The organism is Psychrobacter okhotskensis (genome assembly GCF_965638355.1).
Lineage (GTDB): Bacteria > Pseudomonadota > Gammaproteobacteria > Pseudomonadales > Moraxellaceae > Psychrobacter > Psychrobacter okhotskensis.
The window spans coordinates 1046186-1064825 of sequence record NZ_OZ281822.1 but is presented as its reverse complement, the minus strand read 5'-3'; the positions used below and the strand labels follow the sequence as shown (position 1 = coordinate 1064825).

Here is an 18640-nt window from a genome sequence, read left to right as displayed (position 1 = left end):
TAAAAAATACTTGCATCAGCCTACCTTATGCAATAATATCTTGCATTAGCACTGGATTAAGTGGTTTTGGATTAAGTAGAAGTTCATTCGATAACACTAAATTTAACCAACTTCTTACTTTTACTCTTTATGACAAATCGATTAATAAAGGCTTAGATGATTATGGCTGATGATAAGAGCAAAGGCACACAAGCCGAACGGTTGGTACAGCTACGCCGCGACAAGGGACTCACTGCTGAGCAATTGTCACAAGCTATGACAGCAGCGGGTGCAAAGGTCAGTCGCGGTGCTATCTCGAACTGGGAGCGTGGTACCAACGGTATTGTGTCGTCTAAGCTACCAACATTGGCACGAATACTGGGCTGCAGCGAAGGGTATCTGTTGCGCGGTGAGTTGCCTCATGAGACAGCCACTGAGGCAGACTCACCTAATCGTGTTCACACCAAGGACGAGAGGCTTGATGTTCGTGACAATGTCCAAACTGATACAACAACCCCTAATGCCCGTAAAAACTCACAAAACAACCCTATGAGTGGTCACTCTATGAATCCAATAAAAAAATCCGATAAATTGCAAAACGTCTGTTATGACATTCGTGGTCCCCTACTACAAACAGCCAATAAAATGGAAGCCGAAGGCAAGCGTATACTAAAGCTAAACGTCGGTAATCCAGCGCCTTTTGGTCTGGAAGCACCGCATGAGATTTTGCGCGATGTGGCCATGAATTTGCCAGACGCGACAGGGTATTCCGACTCGCAAGGGATTTTTTCTGCTCGTAAAGCTGTCTTGCAGTACTATCAAGCAAAGGGATTACTATCAGCAGTCGATGTTCGTGATGTCTATTTGGGCAATGGGGTCTCTGAGCTGATTGTGATGACTATGCAGGCGTTAATGAACGACGGTGATGAAGTGCTTATCCCGATGCCAGACTACCCGCTTTGGACAGCGGCGGCGAACTTGGCTGGTGGCACAGCGGTACATTATCGCTGTAATGAAGAAGATAACTGGCACCCTGACATTGAAGACATTAAGTCTAAGATTACGAGCAAGACCAAGGGCATTGTGGTTATTAATCCCAATAACCCAACGGGTTCACTTTATAGTGATGACCTGCTGAAACAAATTATCCAAGTCGCTAAAGAGCATGACTTAATCATCATGGCCGACGAGATTTACGACCGTATTCTTTATGATGATATGGTACACACCCCAGTAAGCACCCTGACGGACGAGGTGCTGGTCTTATCATATAATGGCTTATCAAAATCGCACCGTATCGCAGGATTTCGTGCTGGCTGGATGATGGTTTCTGGTAAAAAACACCACGCGGCAGACTTCATCGAAGGGTTAGACATGCTGGCGTCTATGCGCCTATGCTCTAATGTCCAAGGGCAGTATGCGATTCAGACAGCGATGGGCGGCTATCAGAGTATGAAAGATCTGACCTCAAAAAAAGGCCGTCTCTATAAGCAGCGCGAAATGGCGGTGTCACGACTTAATGCGATTAAAGGCATCTCTTGCACTATGCCGCAAGGCGCGTTCTATTGCTTTCCTAAAATGGATCCTGAGATTTATCCTATCAAAGATGATATGGAGTTTATGATGGACTTATTGGTTGAAGAAAATGTCTTAATGGTTCAAGGTACTGGCTTTAACTGGGACACCCCCGATCATTTCCGTCTGGTATTTTTGCCTAATTTGCACGACTTAGAAGATGCCATGGATCGCTTAGATCGCTTCTTTGCCAAAAAACGTAAGCAATTTGGTACGGATTAAAGAGTCAATAACTATTAGAAAGATTAGAAAGGTACAAAAAAACGCTTATCGGCATGATGTCGATAAGCGTTTTTTTGTTGTTACTTTATGAGTAAAATCTAAGCTATGACGTTTCTATTTTAGAAAACGTACATCAAAATGACAAAGCTCAAGGCTGACATTGAAGCAGCGGCTGGTAAGGTGATAATCCATGCCAAACCAATGGGCTTCATTAATGCCCAATTGGTGTCTCTATTCACGACACCGATGCCAAGTACTGCCCCAACTAAGGTATGCGTACTAGAAACTGGTAGCCCCATGGTTGACGCACCCATAACGACAGCAGCAGCAGCCAGTTCAGCTGAAAAACCAGAAGCAGGATGCATTTTTGCCAAATTGGTACCGACGGTTTGAATAACTTCTTTACCGATAAACCAGAGGCCAACAATAAGCGCCACACCAAAGGTCAACATTACCGCAGGTGGTACTGCCGCTTCGGTAGCAATACTATTGGTGCGGATAACATCCATAATGGCCGCAAAAGGACCGACGGCGTTGGCAATATCGTTTGAGCCATGACTAAAGGCAAAGGCCGATGCCGTAAAGACTTGCATCCAGCTAAACATAATAAACGTTGCCTTGGTCAAATCCTCTTTATGCTTACCACGGATACTCTTGGTATATATATAGGTCGCAAGCCACACCAGCGCCGCTATCATACCCATGATTAAGAAGCCTTGCAGCGTCGTCATGCCATTATTGACATTCTTTAGACCCTTAAAGATGACCAAAGAGGCCATGACTGCCCCGCCTGCAGCAGCAATGATAGGTACCCATTGTTTCAAAGCTTTTAGGGTATCAAGGTTGCTGCGCTCGTTCTCAATTTCATAAAGCTGTTTGTAATAGTCAGTCTCTAAATCTTCAACGTCACAATCATCATCTTTATAGATTTCTTGATCACGCAACATCGCTGAGGTATAAGCCAGTTGTTCCGACTCTGAGAGCGCCTCTAAAAACTCTTTATGATTTTGTTTTAAGGTTTTCTTATTGCCTTTCAAAGTCGCGATGTGCGCCTCTGTTTTATCATTATACTCAATGATATTTTTCTTAATCTGTCCGTATAAAAGGTAGGAGAAAACGCCGCCTAGTAGCGGTGATATTACCCAAGAGATCGCAATCGTTCCAATCGTTCCCCAATTCACGGTTGATAATGCCATTTCGGTACCACCTAACGTGATACCCAATACAATGGAGCTACCAACAACACCGCCGATAATGGCGTGAGTGGTCGAAACGGGTAACCCTTTTTTGGTGGCAAACAACAGCCAAAATGCGGCAGCGATAAGCGCTGACAGCATGACATAGATGAACTGGTTAGGCGTTACTGAAAGACCATCCAGATCGACAATGCCGCTGCGAATGGTATCGGTGACTTCACCACCTGCCAGCACAGCTCCAGACACTTCAAATATCGCTGCGATACCCAGCGCTTGTGGAATGGTCAACGTCCCCGCACCCACCGAGGTACCAAAGGAGTTGGCGACATCGTTACCACCAATATTGAATGCCATAAAGACACCAAAAGCGGTAGCTACGATAAATAGCGTCGTCTGCTGACGCATGGTGTAATCTAGACCCCACCACAAAAAGTAGGCGGTCATCGCAATCAGTAAAATGCCAAAAAATAGATTTATTCTCATAGAGCCAACTGATTTGGCTGGCTCAGTAGAACTGTTGGTAATACCCATACGTTGATACGCCCTGCGTAAGGTGATTGAAATTATCTGCGGTTATTAACATTGCGACGCCAATAATGATACCGTTTCCAGTATGCAAAACTTAAGAGCGTATGCGCAATGTGCTGGTCAAATTACAGCTTCGATCTACTGCCCTAGCGCACGTATTTACCTTAACCCTTAGCTATCATTAATTTAGCTATCATTAATACAGGGCGTCAGTACCATGCAATATCAAGGACCATAGATACATCATTCAACATGTCACAAAGCCGCAAGTGATAATGCCAAATCATTTGATTAAAGCATCTTGCGGCTTATAGCTTCCATTGTAATCGACTTCATCAAAATATTTAAAATATTTATATTAAATAAAACGAATGCTTTGTCCACACATCTCATTTAGTAGAAGGCAGAAATCATTACGTGCCTATTATATTAAATCTAGGCACATAATGCATGATGATATTGCAAGATTTGTAACTGCCAGTGTGCGAACCTGCTAACCTCTTTATTTAGTTATATATTATTAGGCATTTGAGAAATAACCAACCTTACTATGGCTGGTTATAACCGTTAACTGTCTGAGAGCGCGAACAGCTGTTTAATAGCGTGATCTAACACATCCAAACGCGCCTGACGCTTCTCATTGGTGGCGATGACGCACCAAGGTGCATACGCTGTGTCGGTATGTGCCAGCATATCAGCCGCAGATTGCACATAATCTGACCACTTATCGCGATTACGCCAATCATCATCGGTTAATTTAAACTGCTTATGCGGCGTCTCTTCACGCGCTTCAAAACGCTTAAGCTGTTCTTTTTTATCAATAGCCAACCAGTATTTGATGACCAACGTCCCTGCGGTGGCCAAGTCCGCCTCGAAGCGATTAATTTCATCATATGCACGCTGCCATTCATCATCTGTGGCAAATCCTTCAATACGCTCAACCAAGACGCGACCATACCAAGTACGATCAAAGATGGCGATACGACTAATACGATCCGTTTGCTCGTTTGGCAGTTTGGTCCAAAATCGCCATAGATAAGGGTGTTGTAACTCATACAGCATTGGCGCGCCGATATTATAAATTTGATACTCGCGTGGGTCGAGGGGTGCCACCAATCTTTTGATCGCCCCGCCTTTACCAGCAGCGTCCATCCCTTCAAAGGCGAAAACGATATGCCGACCTTTGCGCGCACGTAGCAACTCAGCAAGACGTGCTTGTTTTTCTGCCAACGCATCACGGTAGTCAGACTTATCGATATCGGCATCATCGATGTCTTCTAAAAATTTAGGGATTTTTACAGGTTTAAATTTCGCTGATTTAATTGCTTGCTGAGCTTGCTTGTCAGTCTCTGAGGTTGTTGCCGTATTTATTTTGCTGCTTACTAGCGCGGTTTGCATCGCTTGTAGTACTTCATGACAGAAGCGATCGGCGGCATCTGACTTATCATCACCATCAATAATGATCCAATCATCTTGCTGGCGGAGCAGTGTCGCGGCTACCTCATTAAACTGCGCAACTATCTCTGTACTATTCCAATCAATTTGATACAAAAACTGCGGGTCGGCTTCAGCGTCATTTAATCGCTCTTGTAACGTTTCGATATTGACATGGAACCAACATTTAAGCAGTCGGGTTTGATTGGCGGCTAAATCTTGTTCGAACGCTTGCAGCTTAATAAGTTGCTGCTGTAGATACGCTTGCCATTGCGCAATCGGTAACGCCTTTTCATTGTCAGATTTGTCATTGTCAGACTTGGCACCTTCTGGTTTTTGATTTTTCGATGGTTTATCATCATGGTCTGATGTTGCCATACGCATAACGTTATAGAGCAAATCGGCATACCAATTACCAAAATAAACCATCACATCGCCATGACGCGGCAGCGCTTTGGTATGTGCTTGCCAAATCGGCTGATACGCTAAGGGACAATCACCGATGGTTGCCTCAACCTTGAGTAGCCGAGGATCTACCCACTGGCGCAATTGCTTAACAGCAGTGCCTTTGCCTGCCTGCTCCATACCATTGACCAACACCAAAAGCCCTGTTGGTTTGTTGAGGGTTGGCGGCGTCTGTTGCCGCGTTGCTCGTAGGGCATATTGAGCGGTGACCAGTGCCAACCGTAGTGCATCTTTATCCATAGAAAACTGATTCAGTGGATTAGGGGTTAAGCGCTCCTCTATCACTTGCTCACTAAATTGGGCACTGACCGCTTGTGCTGCGTTGGGTTCAGTCGTATTGTCATTTTTGCTCATAATGGTCATCGTCCTATGATTGAAAGCACATCTGCTTAATCATAGCATTTGACCAATTCGGTAAATAACGCTGCTATGTAACAGTTTGACATTTGTATTCTGCTTTATTTTCTTTTAAGGTGAACACAATCTTGAGAGCATGCTTTAATAGGATCATAAAATAATAAAAAAAGGCTCAAAATAGGCATCAAAACTCAGCATAACTTTGACCACTTCATTCTCAACCTACACATAATTTTTACCTTTATATAGGATTTTTACTATGTCTGCCTTAACCGATTTACAACAGCACCTCACACATTTTTGGGCGCTACCACATCATCAAGATGCTGAATTAAACACCAAACTCAATGAAGTGCAAGTATGGCAACAAGCGCGACTCCAACGTACGCATAGTGAACTATTCGAACAGCCAAAAAACCAACTGATGGCAGACTATTTTCTGACGCAACTATACGGCGGTGATGAGTTTAAGTTATTGGCCAAGCAGTTAGAGCGGATTTTGCCAAAAGCCAAAAAGCTTGAACGCCTTGCAAAAGAATCAGCTTTAGAAGCTGGCAGTATGGGTATCCAAGCAGCAATTCTAGCGATTGAGCTAGATTTACATTTGGCTCAGTGGCTACTTGCCCAAGACTTACCAATTACCGAAGACAATATGCTAGCCGCCTATCGTACTGTCGATGAAGCGAATAAGCGCCGCATTCAGATTACCAATCTTAAGGATGTTTGCTACCGCACTGACAAGCATTTGAACTCATTTATGCTCAAACAAGCGTTCGCGTTAGCAAAAGGCACCGCCTATCGCTACAACTTTCAACCACTGTATGACTTTATCGATACCGGTTTTAAAGCCATGAAACCCCTTAAAAGCGTAAGCAGCTTTATCGAACCGTTTTGTGAACGTGAGCTTGAAATTATTGACGAAGTTCATGATACGGATAATGGCAATAAGCCCTTGGCGTTTGGTGTATCATAGGGCTAATTAGAGACTCAGTTAACTGGTGAAATTCGTTAACAGAAACAATATATAATCGAAAAAGTATCTCAAAAAATAATCATAAAAGTGAATAACAGGATAATGCTATGACCGATAATACCAATGATAACACTACTCCCTCTGACCAAAAGCCAGCGCTCAACACCACGATTAATGGTCAGCTGCAAGATAAATTGGTCAGAGACAGCATCACTCACAGTCAAAACATCACCGCTCAAGTAAAAGCACGTCAAAGTCCTGTGCCTAATGCAACGACTGATACGAGTATTGATGCTAGCGTCAAAAAAAGTAAAAGTAATGACTTTACGCAAGTGCAAAACTTACCAACCGGAACCCCACAAGGTCAACAAACGACTATGCCAAACCATACCACCAACGCTAATAATACGTTGAATGACAGCGCAAGCAACACTTCAGCGCAAGCACAAACTGCCAAACAAACACTTTTTAACCAGCGTGATGACATCAATAATCCGCATACGCCTGATACTGATGGTAATGAGCAAACGCATTTTGGTTATAAAACGGTCAATAAAGCAGAAAAGCAAGCGCGCGTTGCTGATGTCTTTACCTCAGTCGCCAAAAAATACGACATTATGAATGACTTAATGTCATTTGGTATTCATCGCTTATGGAAACGTTATGCGATTAGCTTGTCAGGCGTACGTGCGGGTCAGCATGTACTCGATATCGCTGGTGGTACGGGTGATTTGGCCAAAGTATTTAGTCGTGAAGTCGGTCGCAACGGTAAAGTCGTGTTATCTGATATCAATGCTGCGATGTTAGAAGTTGGTCGTGAGCGCTTGATTAATGCTGGCTGCAATAACGTCGATTTTGTCTTAGCAAACGCTGAAACATTAGCGCCATTTGACGATAATAGCTTTGATCTGCTAACTATCAGCTTTGGTCTGCGTAATGTCACGGACAAAGATGCTGCTCTAAAATCTATGTACCGCGTGCTAAAGCCAGGCGGTCGTTTATTGATTTTGGAATTCTCAAAACCTGTGTTTGAGCCATTATCAAAAGCCTATGATTTATACTCATTTACGGCTTTGCCGATTATGGGCAAGCTGATTGCCAATGATGCTGAGAGCTATCAATACTTGGCTGAATCTATTCGTATGCACCCTGATCAGCAGACGCTAAAGCAAATGATGCAGCAAGCAGGCTTTGAGAATTGTGATTATCATAACTTGACGGCTGGTATCGTTGCGGTCCATCGCGGCTTTAAAGCATAGTTTTAAAAGCTGCTTATACAAACAAGCTTCTTCATAATGTAAAAACGTCTGTCATTAGGCAGGCGTTTAATCCTAGTCATAACAGCCAATATTGAAATATGCGCCAGGCTTATGGCGCTCAACCAAACATGCGAGAGCCTTATGCTGACTGTTCTACTTTTGGCAGGTGCCGAAAAGCTGATTAACCTTGCCATTGCGAGTGATGAGATTACCAAATCAGGATTGGCACCGCTTGCTGGCAAAGTATTGCGACTGAATATAGCAATGCCTGAAATTCGTTTGGATATTCTATTCACCCATGAGCGTTTGCGTTTTGAGCCGGTGACGACGGACAGCGTGTTTGAGCCGAGCGGCCGTATGAACGAGCGCCAACAAGCCAGTATGGAGCGCGCCCGGATCGGTCATAGTCGTCCAGACTGTACCATTACCGTAGACAATCCAGCGCAATTGCTCAATCTGATGCGCGGCACTGAGGGCAACTTGCCAATCGCTGGTGACTATAAAGTGCTGATGCAGCTAAAGCAGTTGGTCGCAGGCTTTGACCCAGATGTGGCAGGACAGCTTGAGCCATTTATCGGTAAGCCAATGGCCAGTCAGTTGCATCTACTCATATCCCAACTCAAAGGCAGCTGGCGTCATAGTGCCAAACGTGCTTTTAATGATGTCAGCGATTGGGCCAATGATGTGGCGGGCAATAGTGTGCCTGATCCAGTTGAAGCGGCAGAAGTCAACGACCTTAAACAGCAGCTTTTAAAGCTGCGGGCTGATGTCGAACGTGAAGAGGCCAAACTTGCTGCCATTAGAATAGAGCAGGAAAAGCTTAAGGGCAACGAGTAGTCTTTTATTATTTTATAACGAATTTACTATTTATTGTCTTTTTCTATAATCTTGCCCATTTTATCAATTATAAATTTTTGTTCATTTACAGTAACCGTAGCTAATCCATTTTTGAAGTCGGTGGCATAATCATACTTAAAAGGTATTATTATGTCGTCCAACTTATTAATATAACCCCATTTATCATCTATACTTGCTCTCGCTAAGCTCTCTGAAAATCTGAAAGCATATTGATATTTCGGAGAGATTACAACGTCTCCTTTTGTATCAACAAACCCAAACTTGTTGTTGGTTAATAAAGCGACATAACCTTCTTGAAAATCACCTAGTCCTTCAAATTTTATGGGGATTACTACTTTGCCTACTCTATCAATAAAGCCCCACTTATCATTCAGCTTGACTGACCCAAAGCCTTCTGAGAACTTATCTGTTTGGTCATAAGTAAAAGGGATTACTATATTATTCATTGAATCAATATACCCCATTTTCTTACCCTTTTTCGCCCCAGCTAATCTTTCTGAAAAAGGAGCGATATAATCATACTCAAAGGGAACAACAATCTCTCCCAAATTATTGATTATACCGGCTTTCCCTTTAAAATAAATGGATGCAAACCCTTCTGAAAAAAGAGTAATACGATCATACTTAAATGGGACAACGACTTCTCCTAAAGTATTGATTACACCAACTCTTCCTTTCAAATAGACAGAGGCTAGGCCTTCTGAAAATCTATGTCCATCATCGTAAATAAGCGGGATCGCTACCTCTCCCTTTTCATCTACAAATCCAACTTTTTGCGTTTTATCATCCATAACTATGGCACGCCCGGAATATAGACAATCTGTAGTCTCAAAAATCTCTTTTTCAGGTGAATCACACTCAAACGCAAAAGCAGCGTGATTAATGAAAATCACTGTCAAGAGTGGCAACCATAGTTTATTTATTTTCACTTTAAATCCTTATAGAAATTTTTGACAGACCCAATCTGCCCTAAATGAATAATATAAGGCTCAGCCATTCTTAAAATATCTTTACCATGATAGTATTACCTCTAAAATTTATCTAGTTTGATCATATCTTTTAAATTTACTTAGAGTAATTTTGCCCATGCTATTATCCCATCGCGCCCGTTTACTTGAGCTTTGGCGTATCGCCGCAATATATCGCATTGATACGCACTTTTCTATTGAAGAGGCGCCACAGCTGCAACCTTTAGCACGTTTAATTCGCTTGCATCCAGCCGCTTGGGGTAAAAAGCATCAGCCAAACGCGATTAAATATGCGCTTGAGGACATGGGTACGCTGTTTTTAAAATTAGGCCAACTACTGTCAACACGTCGTGATTTGGTGCTGCCTGAGATCATCGCTCAACTGGTTCAGCTACAAGACAAGGTTAAACCATTTAACTCTGATGTGGCCATTACCCAAATCCAAGACCCTAAGCATGGTCTTGGGCAGTCTATTGGCACATTGTTCGCACGCTTTGATGTCAAACCGCTAGCGGCTGCTTCTATCGCCCAAGTACACACTGCCGCCCTGCATGATGGTCGTGAAGTCGTCATAAAGGTGGTTCGTCCCGATATCCGCACCACGATTATTTCTGACTTTGAGCTACTACGTGAATTGGCAAGCTGGGCATCCGCTCGTATTGAAGCGGCGCGTGCCGTACATATCATCGATATTGTTGAGGATTATCGTCAAGTCATGCTTAACGAGCTAGACTTGACGTTAGAGGCAGATAATACCACCCAAATGCGCAATAACTTCTTGGGTTCAGCATTAATGTATGTGCCTGAAGTTTATGATGCTGCCAAAAATGTGATGGTGATGGAGCGTATTCAAGGCGTCCCTATCTCGCAAGTTGAGGTGTTTGATAAGCTTGGTTATGACCGAGCAGCATTGGCAAAGAAAGGCTTAACGATATTTTTTACCCAAGTATTTCGCGATAACTTTTTTCATGCCGATATGCATCCGGGTAATGTCTTTGTAGAAACGCCGCCAGTCAAAACACTCACTGCAGATATGGCAGCGGTGGATTTGGGTCATGAGCCACGCTATATTGGTCTTGATTGCGCCATAATGGGTACGCTATCAAAAGACGATCAGCTTATCGTCGCGCGTATGCTGTTGGCGGTAATGAATAACAACTTTACGGCGATGGTTGATATCGTCAGCCGTGCTGGTTGGATACCGCCCAATACCGATAAGCATGCTTTAATGCGCGATATGAAACGTACTGTCGGCCCGATGCTGCAAAAATCTATTAATGATATCGACTTTGCTGGTGTGTTAATGCAGATTTTAGATATCGCCCGTCGCCACCATATGAGTATTCCGCCGCAATTAATGCTGCTACTTAAAACCTTGGTGCATGTCGAAGGACTTGGTCGTGATTTATATCCTGACCTTGATATCTGGTCGCTCGCCAAGCCCATTTTAAGTAGCTGGATTAAAGAGCAGCTCGATCCGATGCGTAACTTGCAACACTTACGCCAGCAGTTGCCAGAGATTTTATTATCAACGACTGATATTCCTAAGCTACTAGATCAAGGTCTACAAAGCCTTGCCTCACAAGGGTCGCGCCAAGACAGTCAGCTGCGAGAAATACAGCAGATACGCGCTGACATGCTTAATGATCGTCGCCGTGATTGGCTAGCGCTGTCAGGTTTTGCCGTGTTTATTGCCATCGCTACACAAGTCGGTTGGTTTGCGCCTATCTTTTATTTATTGGCTATGATTGTCGTTATTTGGCGGGTTCTAGCTTAAGCATATTTTTGAGCTTTATATCCTTCATAAAAAATGCGCCTACTTTTAATGATTTAAATTAAAAGTAGGCGCATTTTGTTTTCATTATTAAAGCATTTGATCAATCGCCATCTGCGTTAATACCCGACCACGCGCCGTACGTAATACATAACCTTGCTGAATGAGGTATGGCTCAATCACATCCTCGAGCGTACCGCGATCCTCAGCCATAGCCGCTGCGACTGCTTCAACGCCAGCTGGACCACCATCAAAACGCTCGTGTAATATCTCAATATAACGTCTGTCCAGATGGTCAAGACCACGTCTATCAACGGCCAGCATATCGAGTGCACTACCCGCAATCGCACCATTGATACTACCGTCGCCTCTCACTTCAGCATAATCACGCACACGGCGCAGTAAACGATTGGCAATCCTTGGCGTCCCACGTGCACGGCGCGCGATCTCTACCGCCCCGTCTTCACTCATCGGTACACGCATCAAGCGGGCGGCACGACTCACAATCGTCGTCAAGTCAGCTATATTGTAAAACTCTAAGCGCTGCACAATCCCAAAACGATCACGCAATGGCGACGTCAGCAGACCTGCTCGGGTGGTTGCCGCAACTAGAGTAAAGGGCGGCAAATCAAGCTTGATAGAACGCGCCGCCGGCCCTTCGCCAATCATAATATCTAGCTGAAAATCTTCCATCGCTGGATACAGTATCTCTTCAATGACCGAACTCAAACGATGGATTTCATCGATAAATAGGACATCACCTTCTTCTAAATTGGTCAGCATCGCTGCCAAATCACCTGGACGCTCAAGCACTGGCCCTGAGGTAGAACGCAGATTACCACCCATCTCACGAGCAATAATATTGGCAAGCGTGGTTTTACCCAAACCTGGTGGACCAAAAATCAGTGTATGATCCAATGGCTCACCACGACCACGTGCCGCACCAATAAAAACTTCCATCTGCTCACGCACCACCGGCTGACCAATGTATTCAGCCAATAATGCCGGTCGAATATTGGAGTCAGGCGCATCACCTGCCCCCTCGAATGGATTAATCAAACGATCTTGCATCATATGTTTTATCATTATATTAAAAAATTAGGTATAAATAGCATAACCAAACGCTACGCATAAGTCATGCAAAACATCTTAAAGCAGCCACTAAATAAAGCACAGCCTAAAACAAAAATAAGCGACAATGAATGTCGCTTATCTATTTAAGAGTTATTTATAGTTAATAATAGTAGTGAGCTAAATGAATTAAAAGCCTGACAACTGTTGCAACGTGGCTTTTAGCAAACCTTGGGTATCGGCAAAGGTATCGCCATTACTTTTAGCAGCTTTAATCGCTTGCTGAGCTTCTCTTTCTTTATAGCCAAGACTGATCAAAGCGCCTTCAACCTCAGCGATGATGTTGCCCTCGTGAGACACCTCAGCAGGTTGCATAGCAAACTCTAAATGACCGCTATCGACTTCAATATTTTTCAGCTTATCTTTTAGCTCAATCAATAGGCGCTGTGCTGTCTTTTTACCAATACCCGGGATACGGGTTAATGCCGTCTCTGACTCTTGCTCGACGTGCATTTTTAGCTCAGCAGCTGACATTGCCGATAGCATGGCTAATGCCATTTTTGCGCCAACGCCATTTATTTTAATCAATTGACGAAAGACATCGCGCTCTTTACGATCGATAAAACCATAAAGCAGCTGCGCATCTTCACGCACATGAAAATGCGTCCAAATGCTCGCCTGCTCGTTGAGACGCAACTGGCAAAATGACGGTAGCGGTAGCTCAATATCATAGCCGACACCAGAGGTGGTCATGACACAGGCAGTCGGTGCCATCAAATACTGCACTTGTCCGCTAATCAATCCAATCATAACCCACTACCTCTTATAAGAATTATCATAAAATTCAGCCAGCTGCAGAACGAAATATCTCAATAATCATTTATTCGATAAGTACTTTTTAACGTCAAATCTACTAATAAAAATCGACCATACCTTCAAGACTAATAGGGCGAATCTTATGTGCTTGACCAGCAGAACCAAAAGCTTCAAAACGATTGGTACAGATATCTGACATCGCAACCATAGACGCTTTAAAGTATTTACGGGGATCAAATTCGCTTGGGTTTTCTACTAAGAATTTACGGATTGCACCTGTTGATGCCAAACGTAAATCGGTATCGATATTGACTTTACGGACACCATGCTTAATCGCTTCAACGATTTGCTCAACCGGTACACCATAAGTCTCACCAATATCACCGCCATTTTCATTGATGACTTTAAGCCACTCTTGCGGCACTGACGACGAACCATGCATGACCAAATGGGTGTTAGGGATACGGGCATGAATCTCTTTTACGCGCTCAATGGATAAGATATCGCCCGTCGGTGGACGCGTGAATTTATACGCACCGTGACTGGTACCAATGGCAATGGCTAGCGCATCAACGTTGGTGTCTTTAACGAACTGCTCAGCTTCATCAGCACTAGTCAATAGCTGCTCGTGATCTAATATACCTTCTGCTCCAGAGCCGTCTTCTTCGCCTGCCATACCGGTCTCAAGGCTACCTAAGCAACCAATTTCGCCTTCTACCGACACGCCACATGCGTGTGCCATCTTGACGACTTCGCGAGTCACGCTGGCATTATAATCATAGTCCATTGGCGTTTTGCCATCTTCACCGAGCGAGCCGTCCATCATCACTGATGAGAAGCCAAGCTGAATTGAGCGCTGGCAAATAGCAGGTGACATACCATGATCCTGATGCATCACTACTGGGATATGTGGCCACTCTTCGATAGCTGCGATAATCAAATGACGTAAAAACGCCGACCCTGCATAACTACGTGCTCCAGCACTGGCTTGGACGATGACAGGTGAGTCACAGGCGTCGGCCGCCATCATAATTGCACGCATCTGCTCTAAGTTGTTGACGTTAAAAGCAGGAACACCATAGTTGTGTTCAGCGGCATGATCTAGAAGTTGACGTAACGATATTAAGGCCATAAAACGCTCTCTGATTAGATTTTAAAATAAATACTTGTAACTATGTGGTGATTACAAGTGTTCTATCCTCGCTGCAAGGTCGTTAAATCGACAAGCAGCACTATAGAACGGGTGGGAAAAAATGCAGGATTTTGATTAGCAATTAGCACGCGCCGATTATAGCAAATTTTGATCGTGCTTCGTAGCGGTTGCACGACTATTTATTGAGATGACAGGTTTGGGTTCACGAATTATTCACGGTATTGGATGTTTAAATTTATTAATCGATACAACGCAAAAAGCCTTGGCGATTACCAAAGCTTTCTAAATATTTTGAGGGCTTATATAGCAACTGGTATTTATAACCAATGCTTAAAATCAAAACTACTAATTAGTACTGTTGTTCTGCTTCTACGGCATTTTCACTGGCTTTATCTTCAACAGCAGCTGCACCATCAGCAACCGCGCCAGCAGTAGCGGATACGGCTTCATTTGCGCCTACCACAACCGCTTCACCAGTATTTGCTAGTGCATCAGTAGCAGCGGCACCAGCATTATCAGCGCCTTCGGCGACTTCAGCACCAGCATTTTGTGCAGCAGCTTCAGCTTCAGCAGCAGCGGCTTCTGTTTCGGCAGCGGCAGCGTCAGTGTTAGCAGCAGCGTCATCACCCGCTGACTCAGCAGCAGCTTCAGTTTTGTCTTGCGTTTCTTGGCTACATGCAGTGATTGCAAAAGTACCAGCAAGTACGCTAGCAAGTAATAAATGGCGTTTTAACATAATAAACCTCTCGTAAATAAAGCATGTCAAATACATGATTTGCGCTATTTTATAGAGTGCAAATTAGACATGCAATAATAATTTTCAGTATAGAAACAAATAATTACTACTTAATAATAATCCGTGCCTGTTCGTACTTAGTGCTTTCATACTAGCAAGTTAAACAAGAATGATAAGACAAATACCACAGTCACCCTATTATTTTTATAGCCTAACTTTTTATAGAGTAACTTAGATGCTCATCATAGGTTGTACATCTAATGTTACTCAATTGCTGAAGTATCGTTAAGCAGTTATGCTCTAATTTGTAATGCAGCAACGGCAGGTAATACCTTGCCTTCTACGAACTCTAAGAAGGCACCACCACCCGTTGACATATAGCTCACGCCATCGGCTACTTGATATTTATCGATAGCAGCTAAAGTATCACCACCGCCAGCGATTGAAAAACCTTGACTATTTTTGACTGCATCTGCCACTATTTGCGTCCCATGACCGAAAGCATCCACCTCAAAAACCCCCACTGGACCATTCCACAAAATGGTCTTTGCATTAGTAATAGCCTCAGCCAATTGCTTGGCGCTTTCTGGAGCGATATCTAATATCATATCATTGTCGCCAATCGCATCAACTGACTTGATGGTAGCAGTGGCTTGTTGTAATGAGCCAGTAAAGTCAGCAAAATCGATCTCATTTTTATCAGCGACAACAACATACTCAGGCAATAAAATCTCAGTTTTAGTCATAATGTCACGAGCGGTATCGAGCAAATCTGCTTCATATAAAGACGCACCAACACTATGACCTTGTGCTGCTAAGAAAGTATTGGCAATACCGCCACCAACGATAATTTGGGCGCACACTTCTGCCAAGCTGTGTAGTACTTCTAGCTTGGTAGATACTTTTGAGCCACCAACAATGGCTAGCATCGGTTGCGCTGGCGTTTCAAGCGCTAAGCTCAAGGCATCAAGCTCAGCGGCCAATAATGGTCCTGCACAGACTGTCTTGTCGGCTTGATGCATCGCTTGGGTCACACCCTCCGTTGACGCTTGTGCACGGTGAGCAGTACCAAAAGCATCCATCACAAACACATCGCACAAATCTGCATAAGTGTGCGCCAAATCGGCATCGTTTTTCTTCTCGCCTTTATTAAAGCGCACGTTTTCTAGTAGTACCACTTCACCTGCTTTGATTGAAACACCCTGAGTCAGATAGTCGGTGTTTAAACTAACGGGCGCGGCCAATTTGTCGCTTAAATAGTCAGCAACAGGTGCTAGAGAGTAGATCGATTCAAAACTTCCTTCGGTTGGCCGACCGAGATGTGAGCAGACAATCACCGCCGCGCCTTTTTCTAACGCCATTTTAATCGTAGGTAAACTTGCTTGCAAGCGAGCTGCACTCGTAACCTTGCCGTCTTTAATAGGCACATTGAGATCCTCTCGAATCAATACAACCTTCTCTTTTAAATCAAGCTCACTCATACGCAAAAAATTCATTACCTGCTCCTATGCATCAGTCTGTCTGTTAATCAATCGTTTTATGGCTTTATTCAATGGTTTTTCATTCAATGATTTTTCGAAAAGGGGTATGACCAGCCATTTCTTATAATCGTATCTCTTCTATCGGCTGGCTTTGCTCATGTTAGTTTATAAAATAGGTCTGACAATCTTCAAAAGCGGTGTATTCTACCAGTTTTCTAACGATTGCTCACAAGGAACTGCCATAAATTTTGGCGACTGTAGCGACATAAAAACTGTGAAAACCTAAAGATTGCGATAGTGCTTACCTTAACTGGATACTGCGGCAGCCATATCGCGCGCTTGCTACCTGAAGTTCGTTTTAAGTACTTTAAAAGTCAGTAACATTTCGTGGTGGTACTTAATAGTCAGGCTGTTTATGATAGAAAGACGCTTTATAATAAAGTGCCTATTTATAACAATTTTATAATAATTGCGCTCGACAATAACAATAACAATAACCTCAGGAGAATAAAATGACTATTGATGTCAATAATGCCAAGCAAAACTTGTTAAAGCTTAAAAAAGAATATGAAACAAGGATTGATAAAATAGAAGATCATATCCAAAACCCACAAGATGACCTTAACGAGCATTGGGAAGATCAAGCCATCTCCTATCGTCAGAACGATATGCGCCAAAGTCTGAGAGATGAAGCGCGCCAAAATTTAGTCTATGTCGAAAATGCCTTGAGCCGTATCGAAAATGGCACTTATGGTGAGTGTGAGGTATGTGGCAAACTGATTGAAGAGCAACGCTTGGAAGCACTGCCCTACGCTACTTTATGTATGGATCATGCCAAATAACGTCTTTTTTTAGCGATATTCCTAGGGCGTGTCCTCAATTCAACCGATAGCAATCTAAATGGGCTAAAAATGGTTAAATCTTGCCAAACATCGTCAAATAGCTAGGTAATATCTCGATATTATCTGCACTATTTTCCTTGTTTGACTGCAATTTACCTCATTTTTATCACCATTTTTAAAATGAGGACACGCCCTAGCTTAAAAGCTAATGAACAATGAAACTATTTAAGAAACCTTTAAGCACTCACTCGGTAATTATACCCACCACCTGTTACTAAGCAGGCGCACTCCAGACGTTGAGCGCCTGCTGCCACTGTTGACAACGCTCAGCTATTTTATGCTCTGGCAAATCCATAATATCCCCTACTACTGCCACATAAGCAATCGGCAAACCTGCCAGCTCAACGATATTTTCTGCAGTCAAGCCGCCTATGACGCATAGTGCAATACCCTGCTGACATCCATCGACCAGCTGCTGACGCGAAATAACGTCTGCCTTAGGTTTGGTCGTAGAGGCAAATACTGCACCCATTGCAGCATAACTGGCGCCAGCAGCGTGCGCTCCTTTTACCAGCTCTACATTGCCATGACAGGTGCGACCAATAATTTGATCTGCTAATAGATCTTGCTTGGCATCTTTAATTTCACCATCTTCTTGCCCTAAGTGAACCCCAACGCCAAGCTTGGCAGCCAGCTTGATATCATCATTGATGACGACTGGCACATTGTATGCTTTAGCCAACTCAGCTATCTGTCTAGCCTCTTCGTATAAATGTGCGTCACCATCAGGCAATGACAGGACTTGCTTACGACGAATTTGTAACAGCCCGATAAACCCTGTCGCTAATGCTGCTTTTAATTTGCGATACAGCAGCGCAAACTCATCATCATTGGTCAATAAGTATAGCTTTGGTGCTGGTGTGATAATCGATGCTTGAGTCATATAATTTTCC

General features: G+C 43.5%; 15 protein-coding genes. 6 read left to right on the top strand and 9 right to left on the bottom strand.

Translation table 11 applies throughout. The features are described from left to right. The first annotated feature begins 156 nt into the window (after positions 1 to 156). Positions 157 to 1776, top strand: coding sequence for an aminotransferase class I/II-fold pyridoxal phosphate-dependent enzyme (locus tag ACSUPM_RS04595; protein WP_350588257.1), 1620 nt, complete (start codon positions 157 to 159; stop codon positions 1774 to 1776). Between the two features lie 119 nt (positions 1777 to 1895). On the opposite strand, the gene ACSUPM_RS04590 is transcribed toward ACSUPM_RS04595, so the two are convergent. After that, positions 1896 to 3503: an inorganic phosphate transporter gene (locus ACSUPM_RS04590; protein WP_025652844.1), complete on the bottom strand. Its 1608-nt coding sequence runs from the start codon at positions 3501 to 3503 to the stop codon at positions 1896 to 1898. A gap of 564 nt (positions 3504 to 4067) precedes the next feature. Beyond that, positions 4068 to 5753 carry an ATPase gene (locus ACSUPM_RS04585; protein ID WP_201567550.1) on the bottom strand — a complete coding sequence of 562 codons (1686 nt, stop codon included), beginning with the start codon at positions 5751 to 5753 and terminating at the stop codon, positions 4068 to 4070. A 262-nt stretch (positions 5754 to 6015) separates the two neighbouring features. Here ACSUPM_RS04585 and ACSUPM_RS04580 point away from each other — a divergent pair, with 262 nt between their 5' ends. The 3 genes from ACSUPM_RS04580 (at position 6016) to ACSUPM_RS04570 (ending at position 8825) form a co-directional block, all read left to right on the top strand. Beyond that, entirely contained in the window at positions 6016 to 6729 is a 714-nt protein-coding gene (locus ACSUPM_RS04580) for an FFLEELY motif protein (RefSeq protein ID WP_025652842.1), read from the top strand. A 107-nt stretch (positions 6730 to 6836) separates the two neighbouring features. Then, a complete protein-coding gene (gene ubiE, locus ACSUPM_RS04575) occupies positions 6837 to 7988 on the top strand; it encodes a bifunctional demethylmenaquinone methyltransferase/2-methoxy-6-polyprenyl-1,4-benzoquinol methylase UbiE (RefSeq protein ID WP_201567548.1) in 1152 nt (383 codons plus the stop codon). A gap of 141 nt (positions 7989 to 8129) precedes the next feature. Then, entirely contained in the window at positions 8130 to 8825 is a 696-nt protein-coding gene (locus tag ACSUPM_RS04570; protein ID WP_025652840.1) for a ubiquinone biosynthesis accessory factor UbiJ, read from the top strand. A 26-nt stretch (positions 8826 to 8851) separates the two neighbouring features. Here the strand turns inward: ACSUPM_RS04570 and ACSUPM_RS04565 are convergent, their stop codons facing one another. Next, positions 8852 to 9775 carry a WG repeat-containing protein gene (locus ACSUPM_RS04565; RefSeq protein ID WP_025652839.1) on the bottom strand — a complete coding sequence of 308 codons (924 nt, stop codon included), beginning with the start codon at positions 9773 to 9775 and terminating at the stop codon, positions 8852 to 8854. Positions 9776 to 9932: 157 nt separating this feature from the next. Here ACSUPM_RS04565 and ACSUPM_RS04560 point away from each other — a divergent pair, with 157 nt between their 5' ends. Beyond that, on the top strand, positions 9933 to 11591 hold the full coding sequence (locus tag ACSUPM_RS04560; RefSeq protein WP_025652838.1) for an ABC1 kinase family protein: 1659 nt from the start codon (positions 9933 to 9935) through the stop codon (positions 11589 to 11591). Between the two features lie 87 nt (positions 11592 to 11678). Here the strand turns inward: ACSUPM_RS04560 and ruvB are convergent, their stop codons facing one another. From ruvB to ACSUPM_RS04535, 5 genes are all read right to left on the bottom strand, one after another. Beyond that, entirely contained in the window at positions 11679 to 12659 is a 981-nt protein-coding gene (gene ruvB / locus ACSUPM_RS04555) for a Holliday junction branch migration DNA helicase RuvB (RefSeq protein WP_025652836.1), read from the bottom strand. Between the two features lie 189 nt (positions 12660 to 12848). Beyond that, the gene (gene ruvA / locus ACSUPM_RS04550; RefSeq protein WP_025652835.1) at positions 12849 to 13469 is read right to left on the bottom strand and encodes a Holliday junction branch migration protein RuvA; all 621 of its coding nucleotides are present in this window, start codon (positions 13467 to 13469) and stop codon (positions 12849 to 12851) included. 103 nt (positions 13470 to 13572) lie between these two features. After that, the gene (gene fba / locus ACSUPM_RS04545; protein WP_025652834.1) at positions 13573 to 14607 is read right to left on the bottom strand and encodes a class II fructose-bisphosphate aldolase; all 1035 of its coding nucleotides are present in this window, start codon (positions 14605 to 14607) and stop codon (positions 13573 to 13575) included. A 370-nt stretch (positions 14608 to 14977) separates the two neighbouring features. After that, positions 14978 to 15364 carry a hypothetical protein gene (locus ACSUPM_RS04540; protein ID WP_025652833.1) on the bottom strand — a complete coding sequence of 129 codons (387 nt, stop codon included), beginning with the start codon at positions 15362 to 15364 and terminating at the stop codon, positions 14978 to 14980. Positions 15365 to 15657: 293 nt separating this feature from the next. Then, the gene (locus ACSUPM_RS04535) at positions 15658 to 16860 is read right to left on the bottom strand and encodes a phosphoglycerate kinase (protein ID WP_025652832.1); all 1203 of its coding nucleotides are present in this window, start codon (positions 16858 to 16860) and stop codon (positions 15658 to 15660) included. A gap of 497 nt (positions 16861 to 17357) precedes the next feature. Here ACSUPM_RS04535 and ACSUPM_RS04530 point away from each other — a divergent pair, with 497 nt between their 5' ends. Further along, complete coding sequence (locus tag ACSUPM_RS04530) at positions 17358 to 17687, top strand: TraR/DksA family transcriptional regulator (protein ID WP_025652831.1); 330 nt, start codon at positions 17358 to 17360, stop codon at positions 17685 to 17687. A 274-nt stretch (positions 17688 to 17961) separates the two neighbouring features. Here the strand turns inward: ACSUPM_RS04530 and ACSUPM_RS04525 are convergent, their stop codons facing one another. Continuing rightward, on the bottom strand, positions 17962 to 18630 hold the full coding sequence (locus ACSUPM_RS04525) for a thiamine phosphate synthase (RefSeq protein ID WP_025652830.1): 669 nt from the start codon (positions 18628 to 18630) through the stop codon (positions 17962 to 17964). Positions 18631 to 18640 lie beyond the last annotated feature (10 nt).